This is a genomic window from Aeromonas sp. 602396 (assembly GCF_049173735.1).
Lineage (GTDB): Bacteria > Pseudomonadota > Gammaproteobacteria > Enterobacterales > Aeromonadaceae > Aeromonas > Aeromonas veronii_A.
The window spans coordinates 36,806-49,057 of the sequence record NZ_JAAKSD010000008.1; the positions used below are offsets into that span (position 1 = coordinate 36,806).

Consider the following 12,252-nt stretch of genomic DNA (forward strand, 5'->3'; position numbering starts at 1 on the left):
AGAGCATGAAACAACGCTTGTAGCCCTTGATGGGCAAGGGTATTCTGCCGAGGCCCTTTCTGATGGAGATAGAGATAACGTGGCACGTTTTTCCCCCCTGATGGCATCGCTTCCCCTGCTGGCTTCCCTGATGGGCGCCACGTTTCATGCCGAGGCCAACAATCAGCTTCCCGACATCGGCACGGCCGGGGTTGCTGCCCTGCCCATCGAGCAGGAAGTGCGTTACGGCAACGCTTTTATGCGCTTTGCCCGTGCGGGTCTGCCGATCATCGATGATCCCGTGTTGAGCCAGTACATTGACGATCTGGGTCAGCGATTGCTGACCAACGCCGATGGGGTACGTTTCCCGTTTACCTTCTTCCTCATCAATGATCCCAGCATCAACGCGGCCGCCTTCCTCGGCGGGCGAGTCAAGGTGCACACCGGCCTCTTCCTCTACGCCGACAGCGAGAGCGAGCTGGCCTCGGTACTGGCCCACGAAATCACCCACGTGACCCAGCGCCATATCGCCCGTTATATGGAAGCGCAGGCGAGCAGCTCGGCGGTGACCCTGGCCGGTCTGGTGGGCTCCATCGCACTGGCGGTGATCAACCCGACTGCCGGTATCGCCGCGCTGCAGACCACGCTGGGCCTCTCCATGCAGTCGGCCATCAACTACACCCGCGACAACGAATATGAAGCGGATCGCATCGGCATGAAGACCCTCTATGATGCCGGTTTCGATCCCATGGGGATGGCCAACTTCTTCCAGAAACTGGCTGCCGAATACCGTTACGCCAGCAAGCCGCCGGAAATGCTGCTCACTCACCCGCTGCCGGAGACCCGGATCAGCGAGGCCCGCGCTCGGGCGGGCAGCTATGGTCGCCGCGACTTGCCGCCCAGTCTCGACTTCTGGCTGGCCAAGGTGCGGATTCAGGTGCGTTTTGGTACCGATACCCCGCAGGGGCTGCTGAGCTACTTCGATAGCCGGATCCAGAAGGGGGATTACCCGCTCAAGGATGCCGCCATCTATGGCAAGGCGCTGGCGCTGATCCAGCTCAAGCGCACCGACGAGGCTGATACCCTGATGCAGGAGCTGGCGGCCCGTCATCCGGAAGATCTCTTTATCGTCGATGCCCAGACCGACATCGATCTGGCCAAGGGGCGCAGTGCCCAGGCCATCGCGCGCCTCGAGAAGTTCCGCAGCCGGATGCCGGACAACGAAGTGGTGGTGGTCAACCTCGGCAACGCCTATCTCGAGAGCGGCAACTACAAGAAGTCCATCGCCATCCTCGACCCCTATGCCCGTGCGCATGAGGAGAACAATCTGGCCTGGAACCTGCTGGCCGATGCCTATCGCAAGGCGGGCAGAATGACCGAGCTGCATATGGCACGGGCCGAGATGCTCGCACTGCGCGGGGATTATCAGGCGGCCATCGACGAGCTGATCGTGGCACGCGGTACCACCAGCGATCGGATGACCCTGGCTCGTCTGGAGGCGCGCATCACCGAGCTGGAGCGGGCCAAGAAGGATCTCGACAGCCTCAAGGGCTAACGAAACCTATCAAACAAGGGCGCACTATGGTGCGCCCTTGTTGTTTATGGCGGTGGCGTTGATGTGGGGGACGGTGATAGCAGCGATGGGCTAGTGACTCATGCTGCTGGCGGTCGCCTTGAGCATCTCGATCTGCTGCTGGTCGAGCTCGCCGACCAGCGTCTGCTTGAGCTTGCCCTCGCTATCAAGCAGATAGCTGGTGGGCAAGCCGCTTGGTCGAGGGAAGGTAAGCCTGGCATCTTCATTGGCAATAAGGTGGGGCACCTTGATGTGGTACTGCGCAGCCAGTTCGTTCAGCTCTGCTGGGGTGGTCGGGTCGTAGTTGATGGCCACCACTGTGATCTGGCCCTCCGCTGCCAGCCTGTTGAGGCGCGGCATCTCCCGCAGGCAGGGGGCGCACCAGGGGGCGAAGTAGTTGACCAGCAGCGGCTTGCCAGCAAAGTGGCGCAGGCTGACCGACTGCCCTGTTGCATCGGTAAATTCGGGGGCAGGTGTGCATGCGCCCAGCAGGCCAGCCACAATCAGCCAACAAATTCGTTTCAATTCCTTTCCACTGCCGCTTACCCTGACCATCACTTTCCCCTACAATAGCGCCGTTTCTAGTCCCATCTTGCGATTAATCAGGGAGTTACCATGAGCGAGACCCAAATCTACCACAATCCGCGCTGCTCCAAGAGTCGCGAAACCCTGGCTCTGCTGGAACAGCACGGGATCGCCCCTGATGTGGTGCTCTATCTGGAGCAGGCCCCGAGCGAAGATGAGATCCGCAACCTGCTCTCTCTGCTCGGCTTTAACGATCCGCGCCAGCTGATGCGCACCAAGGAGGATCTCTACAAGGAGCTGGGATTGGCCGATGTCAGCAGTGATGCCCTTATTAGCGCCATGCACCAGCATCCCAAGCTGATCGAGCGCCCCATTGTCATCAAGAATGGTCAGGCCCGCATTGGTCGCCCGCCGGAGCAGGTGCTGGAGATCCTCAAGTGAGCACCCGCTTTGCCCGTCTGCTGACTCTGGTCGGCTTCTTTGGTCTGCTGGGCTGGGTCATCCTCTGGCATCTGTGGCTATCACCCCATCCGGACCTCAACCCCTGGCTGCTGCCGGTGGTCTGGACGGTCCCGCTGCTCTTCCCTCTCAAGGGGATAGTGCAGGGCAACCCCTACACCCACGCCTGGGGCAACTTCGTGTTGATGCCCTATTTCCTGCACGCCCTCACCCTGATCACCACGGATGAGGGGGAGCGGTGGCTGGCGGTGGTGGAGCTGGTCTTCACCACTCTCGCTTTTGTCGGCACCATCTATTACGCCCGACTGCGTGGTCGGGAGCTGGGCTTAAGCATTCGCAAAAAGAAAGACGAAGCCAACTGATGACAAACGCCCCGCAAGGGGCGTTTTTTATGGGGACGCAGGGCTATCCAGAGGGATCACTGTGCCCCTTGCGCTGCCCGATATTGGGCCAGCTGTTGCTGGCTAAAGTCCATCAGCTGGGGATAGAAGCGCAGAAATCCCGCCTCGCATGTTTGCCACTGCGACTCATCGAGGGTCAGCAGCGCCTCTCCCAGTTGTACCGGGCGGCGCAGTCGGCGACCTATGCCGTTCAGCGCTTGCCCCAGCCCCTCCCTGTGGCGGTAGGAGGCGATCCAGTTCTGCTCGGCCATCCGTTTGAGGGGGAGTGGCAGTCCGTCCGGCAGGCGTGGGTGATCCGCCAATAGCTGCTCATAACTGCGTTGCAGGAAGCGGGGCAGGGGCTCGGTGCTGAACAGTCCCCAGTGCAGGCTCAGCCAGTGGTCGTAGATCATATCCACCACTATGCCGCCAAAGCGGCGCCAGGGGGCCTCGAAACAGGCGACGGCCGCCTTGTGCTCGGGGTGGCCGTCGGTGAAGGCGTCAATTTTGCGGTGCAGCCAGATCCCCTCATCGAAGTGGGCGGCAAGCCCCGTGGGCAGCGTGCCTTTGACGAAATCGCCGAGCAGATTGCCGGTGAGGGAGCTTCGGGTGTGGGCAGCCAGATGGAGATGGGCCAGAAAATTCATCGGTAGCTGTGGGTCTGTTATGGGATGGCAAGGTGCTTCGAGCCTAACGGATCCCGCCCGCCTTGACCATGATCGGGATTTTGCTACTGTCCTGCGGCTGCCTCTTGCCGGGCAAAATTCGGGCGTGCTAAGGTGATGCCATCTTTGTCACAGGACGCGACAAACCACCATGATGCGCAAAGCCAGAGGCTTTTTTCTGGCCTTCTACTTCAAGCCTTTCTATCTCTCCGAGTGGTTCGACGAATAGATCGAACCCCTGGAGCAGTTCACTGACGCCCGCTCGGGCGTGATCTCGCTCATCCAGATTCTGCCGCTTTTGGTCATCGCATGCATTCGCCTGCGGTGCCTTGTTCGCGCCTGTGCGCTTTTTATGTAATGGAGTACTCAAGATGAAGATCAGACTGACCCTCTCAGCCCTGTTTGTTGCCAGCCTGCTGGCCACCCCCGCCATGGCCAAGGAGTGGAAAACCGTGCGTTTCGGGGTGGAGGGGGCCTACCCGCCCTTCTCCTGGACCGATGCGTCGGGCGAGATCAAGGGGTTTGATATCGATCTCGCCAACGCCCTTTGTCAGCAGATGGCGGTCAAGTGCGAGTTGGTGGCGCAGGATTGGGACGGCATGATCCCGGCCCTGCTGTCGCGCAAATACGATGCCATCATCGCCGCCATGTCGATCACCGACGAGCGGCGCCAGAAGGTCGATTTCACCGAGAAATATGCCCATATTCCCAATCGCTTTGTGGCGGCCAAGGGGACCGAGCTGACGCTGACCCCGGAAGGCATGGCGGGCAAGCGCATCGGGGTGCAGCGGGCCACCACCCACGACAAGTACCTGACCGACAATTTTGGCTCGAATGTCACCATAGTCCGCTACGGCAATGCCGATGAGGCCTATCTCGATCTGAAAGCGGGTCGGGTGCTGGCCCTGCTGGCCGATGCCTCTGCCATTGAGCAGGGGCTCCTTGGCAAAGAGGGGGGCGACAAGTTCGATTATGTAGGGCCCGCCCTGACCGATCGCCAGTGGTTTGGTGATGGCATGGGGATCGCCGTGCGCAAGAGCGATAAGGAGCTCAAGGGCAAGCTGGACGAGGCGATCAAGGCCCTGCGTGCCAATGGCACCTATCAGCAGATCAACCAGAAGTACTTCAAGTACGATATATATGGTGGTTGACGGGGGGAGGGAGCTTGCTCCCTCTCTTTTCATTGGGCAAGCGACTATCGTGCAAGGAGGATCGCCATGTTGACCCTGATCGAGGGGGCCGAGATCTTCAGCCCCACCCACCTTGGCCAGCAGGATCTGCTGGTGGCTGATGGCCGTATCGCCTGGATGGGCAAGGGGTTGACGGTGCCTGCAAACTGGCCGCTGCATCGGGTCGATGGTCGTGGCCGCTATCTGGTACCCGGGTTGGTGGATCCGCTGGCCCATATCACGGGCGGCGGCGGTGAGGGGGGCTTTGCCTTTCGCACCCCTGAACTGGCGGCGAGCGAGGCGCTCAAGGCCGGCGTCACCACCCTGGTGGCGGCGCTTGGCACCGACAGCCTGACCCGCACTCCCGCGCAGGTGCTCGGCAAGGTGCGCGAGTTTCGCGCCGCCGGGGTGAGCGCCTTTATGTATACCGGCTCCTACCATCTGCCGGTCAAGACCCTGACCGGCACGGTGGAGTCGGACATCATCCTGATCCCAGAGGTATTGGGGGTGGGGGAGGTGGCCATCAGTGACCACAGATCCAGTGCGCCGACCCACGACGAGCTGGCCAGGCTTGCCAGCGAGGCGCGGGTGGCCGGGCTGCTTGCGGGCAAGAGCGGGGTCAGCTTCTTCCATGTCGGGGATGGCAAGGGGGCATTGGCCCTCCTTCGGGCCCTGCGCGATGAGACCGATATTCCGCTGCGCCAGCTCTATCCCACCCACTGCAACCGCAATCCCTGGCTCTTTGCCGAGGCCATCGAGTGGGGCAAGGCAGGAGGTTGGGTCGACCTCACCACCTCGAGCTTTCCCGATCTGCTGGAGGATGGCGAGCGGCTTGCCGCCGATGCGCTCGTCGAGCTGCTGGCCGCCAATGTGCCTGCCGAGCGCATCACCTTCAGCTCGGATGCCAACGCCAGCCTGCCGCGCTTTGATGGCGAAGGGCGGCTAATCGAGATGCGCTGCGGCCAGATTGCCAGCCTGTGGCAGCAGTGCGTGCGCGCGACCCGGCTCGGTGTCTCGCTGGAGAAGGCATTGGCCGTGGTGACGAGCAATCCGGCGCAGGCGCTGGGGCTTGGCAGCAAGGGGCGTATCGGGGTTGGGCAGGATGCGGATCTGCTGCTGGTGCACGACCGGACGTTTGCTATCGAGCGAGTGATGAGTGGCGGTCAGTGGCGCGAATAAGGCTGCGGGCAATATCGCAGCCAGTGCGAGTGCGTGGTTGCTCCAAACAGCAAAAGCCCGACAACAAGGTCGGGCTTTTTTATCTGCAATGTGGGAATCAGGCTTAGAGCGCCAGAAACCCGAGGATCAGGATGGGGCCGAGCAGGCTCAGGATAAAGCCGGAGACAATGGCCACCGGCACCACCTGAATACCCCCTGATTTCTGGATGACCGGCAGGGTGAAGTCCAGCGCTGTGGCGCCGCCGTAACCAATGGCCGCCGAGGGGTGGCGACGCATCAGGACCGGGATGATCAGGATGGCGATAAGCTCACGCCCAAGATCGTTGATAAAGGCAGCAGAACCGAGCACCGGCCCCAGTTTGTCGGCCACCAGAATACCGGAGAGCGAATACCAGCCGAAGCTCGAGCTCATCGCCAGACCATGGGCAAAGGGCATCCCCAGCAACTGGGCCGCCAGCAGGCTGCCCAGCCAGCTGCTGAGGATGACGGTGGCGGCGATTTTCATTCCCCAGGGGTTGAGCAGGATCTGGCGCAGCCGCATGCCGGAGTTGCGCATCTGCACCCCGATGAGAAACAGCAGCAGCATCAGGGCCCACTCGCTCCACTTGTCGATGGGCAGGGCGCGCAGATCCACCAGTAGACCCAGCAGCACACCGCCGAGCACCACAAAGCAGAGCTGCAGGGATTCCCACAGCAGGTGCAACTTGCCCGGCATCTTGGCATCGCTCGCCTCGTGGGTCGGCGGCGTGCGCTTGTCGAGCCACCAGAGGGCCAGCAGGTTGCAGACCGTGATCGCGGTGAGCATCACCCCGGCGACCTTGAAGATCACCGCAAGATTGCTGCCCAGGTTCTCCACATAGGCAAGCCCGAGCCCCATCAGAAACAGAATGAGGTAGACCATCTTGCCCAGACTCTGGTTGACCAGCTTGATCAGTCGGGCAGAGGAGAGGGGAACCAGATAGCCGATTGCCAGTGGCAACAGGATCAGCAACACATTGAGCAGCATCGAGGCCTCGATCACAAAAACTGATAAAAACACCACCTTATCATTACTTATTGGCTCTGTGTCACATATCTCTCGCTTTCATGGCCGAAAACAGCCCTTTTGGGGGCAGATTGTTACTTTTTTGCCACAACCTCTCTGTTTGATAAGGTTCTGTGCGAGCCCGAGTGCACCAATGAAATCAAGTTGATCCGATCGGGTGGCCGATATTTCGCTCGGCAAGGGGGGGCATAAAGCCATTTTGGTGCCGGTTTGGCACACATCACGCTTTTCTCTTGCCACTGATATGATTGGGGTATAAAAAGGCGGTATCGGAATAGCCATTGAAACGGCTGTTTATGCAAACAAAGTGCTGAAAAATACGCAAAGAGCGAATAAAAATAGAGCGAATCCCCTGAAGACCCTCGTTCTGTATTGTTTTTTCACTATCCTGGTGATATTTTCGCTGAAGGTTGCCATCGGTTAACTTTTTGTTAAATGGACGATGGTTGAGTCACGCCCCCTGCGGCGTCTAGGGACAGACAAGGTTGTAATGGATGAGCGACGTTGCCGCACTGGAAGTACGTGATCTGCACAAATATTTTGGCACCCACGAAGTGCTCAAGGGCATCGACATGACCGCCCACAAGGGTGATGTGATCTCCCTTATCGGCTCCTCCGGTTCGGGGAAGTCGACCTTTCTTCGCTGTATCAATCTGCTCGAAACCCCCTCATCCGGCACCGTCTCGCTCCATGGCGAGCTGATCCGGATGAAAACCAGCCGCGCCGGCGAGCGGTTGCCGGAAGATATGCGTCAGGTTGAGCGGATCCGCAGCCGACTGGCCATGGTGTTTCAAAGTTTCAATCTCTGGTCACACATGACCATCATGCAGAACATCATCGAAGTGCCAATCCAGGTGCTCAAGGTGCCTCGCGCCGAAGCACTGGCCAAGGCAGAGCAACTGCTCAACCGGGTTGGACTCTGGGAGCGGCGTGACTATTATCCCGGCCACCTCTCCGGTGGTCAGCAGCAGCGGGCCGCCATCGCCCGTGCGCTGGCGGTAGAGCCCGAGGTGATGTTGTTTGACGAACCCACCTCGGCGCTGGATCCCGAGCTGGTGGGGGAGGTGCTCGGCCTGATGCGCGAGCTGGCTGAAGAGGGGCGCACCATGCTGGTGGTGACCCACGAGATGTCGTTTGCCCGGGATGTATCGAACAAGGTGATGTTTCTGCATCAGGGGCGGGTGGAAGAGGAGGGCAACCCCAAGGAGATTTTCGCCCATCCCAAATCCGAGCGGTTCAAGCAATTCATCTCCTCCATCTACTGATGGCGGGATGCCTGGTTACCCAATCAACTGTTTTATCAAGGAGAGATACATGAACAAGCTGATGCTGGCGACAGCCGTAGTTACTGCCCTCGCGTCCGGTAGCCTGATGGCCAAGGAGTGGAAAGAGGTCCGGATCGGGGTTGAGGGTGCCTATCCCCCCTTCTCCTGGACCGAGCCCAGTGGCGAGGTGAAAGGTTTTGATATCGACATCGCCAACGCCCTGTGCGAAGAGATGAAAGTGAAGTGCACCCTGGTCAAGCAGGACTGGGACGGCATCATTCCGGCGCTGCTGTCGCGCAAGTTTGACGCCATCATCGCTACCATGGACATCACCGAAGAGCGCAAGAAGAAAGTGGACTTCACCCAGAAGTACCAGCACATTCCGGCCCGCTTCGCCGCCAAGAAGGGCACTGACGTGCAGCTCGACAAAGCCTTTATGGAAGGCAAGTCCGTCGCGGTGCAGCGTGCGACCTCCATGGATACCTTTATTACCGACAACTTCCCCAACGCCACCATCAAGCGTTACGGCACCGCCGATGAAGCGTATCTCGATCTGAAATCCGGTCGTGTGGACTATGTGCTGGCCGACTCTGCCGCCATCACCGACGGTCTGTTGAAGAAAGAGGGCGGTGATGCCTTTGAATTCGTCGGCCCGAAACTGACCGATCCCAAGTGGTTTGGCGAGGGTGCCGGTATTGCGGTGCGCAAGGCTGACAAGGATCTGAAAGAGAAATTCAATGCCGCTATTCTGGCGCTGCGTGCCAATGGCAAGTACAAGGAAATCAACGACAAGTACTTCGAGTTCGACGTTTACGGAGAGTAAAACAAAGAGACGTTTACGGCGAGTAAGTCCAAAGACGTCTACGGCAAGTAACGACAGGTTGATCCCGTCAGTAGTCATCGGGCCCGTCACCTCCCTGAGGGAGTTTACGGGCCCGCATTGATTGCAATGGAGCTGCACATATTTCATTCGGACTGCTATGGAGCCTTCTGGTTAGCAGGTGCGTGAAGATTCAGTGGCGATGGAGCTGCATATGTTTGATTTGAAAGGATACGAAGCCTCGCTGCTGGAGGGCGCCTGGGTCACCCTGGAAGTGGCGCTGGCCTCCCTGCTGCTGGCGTTGCTGCTGGGGATGCTGGGGGCGCTGGCCAAACTCTCTCCCTACAAGTGGGCCCGGGCCATCGCCACCGGCTACACCACCATCATTCGCGGCATCCCCGATCTGGTGCTGATGATGCTGCTCTTCTTTGGCGGCCAGGTGCTGATCAACGGTATCTGCACCTGGGTCAACGAGACTTACAACAGCTGGTTACTGGAGAGTAATCCCAATCAGGAGTGGGTCTCCCTGCTTCCGGACTATATCGACATCAGCCCCTTTGTGGCCGGTGTCGCGACCATCGGCTTTATCTTCGGCGCCTACATGACCGAGACCTTTCGCGGCGCCATTCTGGCGGTGGACAAAGGTGAGCTGGAGGCCGCACGGGCCTTTGGCATGCGGGCAACCCAGGTGTTTGTGCGGATCCTCTTCCCCCAGATGATGCGCCACGCCCTGCCGGGGTTTGGCAACAACTGGCTGGTGCTGCTGAAAACCACCGCGCTGGTCTCCATCATCGGCCTCGATGACATGGTGCGCAAAGCCTCGCTGGCGGCGGGCTCGACCCAGCAACCCTTCACCTTCTACATGGCGGTGGCGTTGATCTTCCTGATCTTCACCGCAGTCTCCACCTCGGCGCTCAAGTGGGCCGAGCGTCATTACGCCATCAAGACGAGGTAAGCCATGGATTTCTCAATCATTCTCAAAGAGTGGCCCACCTACTGGGAGGGGCTCTATACCACCGTCTGGCTGGTGGCCCTCTCTCTGATCCTTGGGTTGATGCTGGCGGTACCCATGGGCATCCTGCGCAACAGCCGCAACTGGCTGATCAAGGGGCCGATCTGGGCCTATATCTACTTCTTTCGCGGCACCCCGCTGCTGGTGCAGCTCTTTATCATCTACTACGGCGCCGCCCAGTGGGAGTGGCTGAAGAACAGTGCCGCCTGGTCGCTCTTCTCCGAAGCCTGGTTCTGTGCTCTGCTGGCCTTCACCCTCAATACCGCCGCCTATACCGCCGAGATCGTGCGCGGGGCGGTACACAATATGCCGCGCGGCCAGATTGAGGCAGCCAACGCCTTTGGCATGACACGCTGGCAGACCCTGACCCGGATCATTTTGCCCAACTCGTTTCGTCGGGCGCTGCCGGCTTACAGCAACGAGGTGATCTTCATGCTGCAAGGCTCGGCGGTTGCCGGCATCATCACCATCGTCGATCTGACCGGCGCGGCGCGGATCATCAACTCCCGCTACTACAGTCCGTTCGAGGCGTTTTTGACCGCAGGGCTGCTCTATATGCTGCTCACCTTTGTCATCGTCTGGCTGTTCAAGAAGTGGGAAGCGCGCTGGCACGCCCACCTGCGCCCGCGCAATGTGTAAGGTGTGATCTGCCAAGATGAGTGAAAATGGCCCCGCCTGTTTGCAGGCGGGGCCATTTTTCATCTTCATCGTCTGCCCGCCCGGTTTGCCAAATGGCGGCCGAGCAGGGAGAATGCAGCACTCCCAAGCGCCGCCAGCCGTTGGCTGCGTGCCTTATTCCCCAGTTCCCGAGGTTTTATGTACCGGATATTGTTTGAGCATCCCGCTTTCCTGGTTATCGACAAGCAGCCCGGCATCGGCATGCACGACGAGAAGGGCGACGGGGAGTCGGTCAATCCGGGGCTGGTCAATCGCGTGAAGGCCGATACCGGGCTGACCCTCTATCCGGTGCACCGGCTCGACAAGATGACCTCCGGCCTGGTGCTGCTAGCCCGCACCACAGAGGCTAATCGCGAGCTGAGTATGGCCTTTGCGGCCCGCGAGGTGAGCAAACAATATCTGGCGCTCTCCGATCGCAAACCCAAGAAGAAGCAGGGTTGGGTGAAGGGGGATATGCAAAAGGGGCGCGGCGGCAGCTGGATGCTGGCGCGTACTCTGGATAATCCTGCCATCAGCTGGTTCGATTCAGTGTCGGTGCGCGAGGGGCTGCGGCTCTATCGCATCAAGCCCCAGACCGGCAAGACCCACCAGATCCGGGTTGCCCTCAAAAGCATCGGTGCCCCCATTCTCGGGGATGAGCGCTATGGCGGTACGCCAGCCGATCGCGGCTATCTGCACGCCTGGCGACTGAGTTTTACGCTGACGGGGGAACCGTTCGATTTTGTCTGCCCGCCCGATGTGGGGAGTGAATTTGTCACTCCCGAGCTCACGGCAGCCATCGCAGCCCTTGCGCCCTGATGCTGATGCGCCCAGCGCCTGACGCCATGATCCATTCAGCGAAAGAGCGTGATCCTGACGGACGTGCGCCGCGCTGGATCCTGGCCGACTTTGACGACACCCTGGCCCCCGGTGACAGCCACGCCGGTCTGCTGCGCTATATCCTGCGCCACCGGATCTGGCCGCTGCTGTTGCTGCCGGTGATTGCGCTGGGTGGGGTAATCTATCTGATGCCCAGCCAGCGGCGGCGAGGTATCTCCCTTATCTGGTGGGCCATCACCCTAGGGCTCTCTCCCCTCGGTTGGCGCAAGCTGGTGCGTGCCTACTGCCACACTCGTCCGGGGCTCTTTCGCGAGGCGCATCGGCTGCTTGAAGAAGAAGGGCATCGCTGCTGGGTGATCTCCGCCAGCCCGCGGGCGCTGGTACGGGCCCAGCTCTATCAGCAACTGCCCGGCCAGTTGCCCCACCGGATCATTGGCTCACAGATGCGCTACCGTTTTGGCGGTCTGATGCCGCGCTTCTATTGCCACGGCCAGCACAAGCTGTTGCCGGAGATCTGTGCCCTCGATGCCGAATTGGCCTTGAGCGACAGCCTGCACGATCTGCCACTGCTGGGGTTGGGGAAAGAGGCGTGGCTGATCAATCCGACGCCCACGCGACTGCAAAAGGCCTGGGCCTGCTTGCCCCATCTGATGGTCAAAAACTGGCAACTGTAAGGCAAAGCTG

General features: G+C 60.1%; 14 protein-coding genes. 11 read left to right on the forward strand and 3 right to left on the reverse strand.

What is annotated here, in order from left to right:
- Window positions 1-79 precede the first annotated feature (79 nt).
- On the forward strand, window positions 80-1,534 hold the full coding sequence (locus tag G5229_RS11330) for a M48 family metalloprotease (protein ID WP_005333848.1): 1,455 nt from the start codon (window positions 80-82) through the stop codon (window positions 1,532-1,534).
- Window positions 1,535-1,624: 90 nt separating this feature from the next.
- On the opposite strand, the gene G5229_RS11335 is transcribed toward G5229_RS11330, so the two are convergent.
- Complete coding sequence (locus G5229_RS11335) at window positions 1,625-2,107, reverse strand: TlpA family protein disulfide reductase (protein WP_421209127.1); 483 nt, start codon at window positions 2,105-2,107, stop codon at window positions 1,625-1,627.
- Window positions 2,108-2,167: 60 nt separating this feature from the next.
- Here G5229_RS11335 and arsC point away from each other — a divergent pair, with 60 nt between their 5' ends.
- Window positions 2,168-2,518, forward strand: a complete 351-nt coding sequence (gene arsC, locus G5229_RS11340; protein WP_304520777.1) for an arsenate reductase (glutaredoxin) — start codon at window positions 2,168-2,170, stop codon at window positions 2,516-2,518.
- On the forward strand, window positions 2,515-2,898 hold the full coding sequence (locus G5229_RS11345) for a DUF2069 domain-containing protein (protein ID WP_421209128.1): 384 nt from the start codon (window positions 2,515-2,517) through the stop codon (window positions 2,896-2,898). The genes arsC and G5229_RS11345 overlap by 4 nt, the downstream gene beginning before the upstream one ends.
- 56 nt (window positions 2,899-2,954) lie before the next feature.
- Here the strand turns inward: G5229_RS11345 and G5229_RS11350 are convergent, their stop codons facing one another.
- On the reverse strand, window positions 2,955-3,563 hold the full coding sequence (locus tag G5229_RS11350) for an ACP phosphodiesterase (protein WP_019445363.1): 609 nt from the start codon (window positions 3,561-3,563) through the stop codon (window positions 2,955-2,957).
- Window positions 3,564-3,952: 389 nt separating this feature from the next.
- Here G5229_RS11350 and G5229_RS11355 point away from each other — a divergent pair, with 389 nt between their 5' ends.
- On the forward strand, window positions 3,953-4,732 hold the full coding sequence (locus G5229_RS11355; protein ID WP_026034932.1) for an ABC transporter substrate-binding protein: 780 nt from the start codon (window positions 3,953-3,955) through the stop codon (window positions 4,730-4,732).
- 66 nt (window positions 4,733-4,798) lie between these two features.
- Window positions 4,799-5,929 (forward strand): beta-aspartyl-peptidase, encoded by a 1,131-nt coding sequence (iadA, locus tag G5229_RS11360; RefSeq protein ID WP_421209129.1) that lies wholly within the window; start codon window positions 4,799-4,801, stop codon window positions 5,927-5,929.
- Window positions 5,930-6,032: 103 nt separating this feature from the next.
- Here iadA and G5229_RS11365 read toward each other — a convergent pair whose 3' ends face one another.
- Complete coding sequence (locus G5229_RS11365; RefSeq protein ID WP_227343036.1) at window positions 6,033-6,935, reverse strand: lysine exporter LysO family protein; 903 nt, start codon at window positions 6,933-6,935, stop codon at window positions 6,033-6,035.
- Between the two features lie 533 nt (window positions 6,936-7,468).
- Between G5229_RS11365 and G5229_RS11370 the strand changes: the two genes are divergently transcribed.
- The 6 genes from G5229_RS11370 (at window position 7,469) to G5229_RS11395 (ending at window position 12,242) form a co-directional block, all read left to right on the forward strand.
- Complete coding sequence (locus G5229_RS11370) at window positions 7,469-8,239, forward strand: ABC transporter ATP-binding protein (protein ID WP_005337310.1); 771 nt, start codon at window positions 7,469-7,471, stop codon at window positions 8,237-8,239.
- 49 nt (window positions 8,240-8,288) lie between these two features.
- On the forward strand, window positions 8,289-9,062 hold the full coding sequence (locus tag G5229_RS11375) for an ABC transporter substrate-binding protein (RefSeq protein ID WP_005337307.1): 774 nt from the start codon (window positions 8,289-8,291) through the stop codon (window positions 9,060-9,062).
- A 211-nt stretch (window positions 9,063-9,273) separates the two neighbouring features.
- The gene (locus G5229_RS11380) at window positions 9,274-10,014 is read left to right on the forward strand and encodes an ABC transporter permease (protein ID WP_005352911.1); all 741 of its coding nucleotides are present in this window, start codon (window positions 9,274-9,276) and stop codon (window positions 10,012-10,014) included.
- Window positions 10,015-10,017: 3 nt separating this feature from the next.
- Window positions 10,018-10,710 carry an ABC transporter permease gene (locus tag G5229_RS11385; RefSeq protein ID WP_005337302.1) on the forward strand — a complete coding sequence of 231 codons (693 nt, stop codon included), beginning with the start codon at window positions 10,018-10,020 and terminating at the stop codon, window positions 10,708-10,710.
- Window positions 10,711-10,887: 177 nt separating this feature from the next.
- Complete coding sequence (locus tag G5229_RS11390) at window positions 10,888-11,547, forward strand: TIGR01621 family pseudouridine synthase (protein WP_203116596.1); 660 nt, start codon at window positions 10,888-10,890, stop codon at window positions 11,545-11,547.
- Window positions 11,547-12,242 (forward strand): HAD family hydrolase, encoded by a 696-nt coding sequence (locus tag G5229_RS11395; RefSeq protein ID WP_421209130.1) that lies wholly within the window; start codon window positions 11,547-11,549, stop codon window positions 12,240-12,242. The genes G5229_RS11390 and G5229_RS11395 overlap by 1 nt, the downstream gene beginning before the upstream one ends.
- Window positions 12,243-12,252: the final 10 nt, after the last annotated feature.

Bases quoted from the DNA above. Each gene is read 5' to 3' on its own strand.
- G5229_RS11365 (WP_227343036.1), bottom strand. From the start codon at position 6,935: ATGCTGCTCAATGTGTTGCTGATCCTGTTGCCACTGGCAATCGGCTAT.
- G5229_RS11370 (WP_005337310.1), top strand. From the start codon at position 7,469: ATGAGCGACGTTGCCGCACTGGAAGTACGTGATCTGCACAAATATTTT.
- G5229_RS11375 (WP_005337307.1), top strand. From the start codon at position 8,289: ATGAACAAGCTGATGCTGGCGACAGCCGTAGTTACTGCCCTCGCGTCC.
- iadA (WP_421209129.1), top strand. From the start codon at position 4,799: ATGTTGACCCTGATCGAGGGGGCCGAGATCTTCAGCCCCACCCACCTT.
- G5229_RS11395 (WP_421209130.1), top strand. From the start codon at position 11,547: ATGCTGATGCGCCCAGCGCCTGACGCCATGATCCATTCAGCGAAAGAG.
- G5229_RS11380 (WP_005352911.1), top strand. From the start codon at position 9,274: ATGTTTGATTTGAAAGGATACGAAGCCTCGCTGCTGGAGGGCGCCTGG.
- arsC (WP_304520777.1), top strand. From the start codon at position 2,168: ATGAGCGAGACCCAAATCTACCACAATCCGCGCTGCTCCAAGAGTCGC.
- G5229_RS11385 (WP_005337302.1), top strand. From the start codon at position 10,018: ATGGATTTCTCAATCATTCTCAAAGAGTGGCCCACCTACTGGGAGGGG.
- G5229_RS11390 (WP_203116596.1), top strand. From the start codon at position 10,888: ATGTACCGGATATTGTTTGAGCATCCCGCTTTCCTGGTTATCGACAAG.
- G5229_RS11355 (WP_026034932.1), top strand. From the start codon at position 3,953: ATGAAGATCAGACTGACCCTCTCAGCCCTGTTTGTTGCCAGCCTGCTG.
- G5229_RS11350 (WP_019445363.1), bottom strand. From the start codon at position 3,563: ATGAATTTTCTGGCCCATCTCCATCTGGCTGCCCACACCCGAAGCTCC.
- G5229_RS11335 (WP_421209127.1), bottom strand. From the start codon at position 2,107: ATGGTCAGGGTAAGCGGCAGTGGAAAGGAATTGAAACGAATTTGTTGG.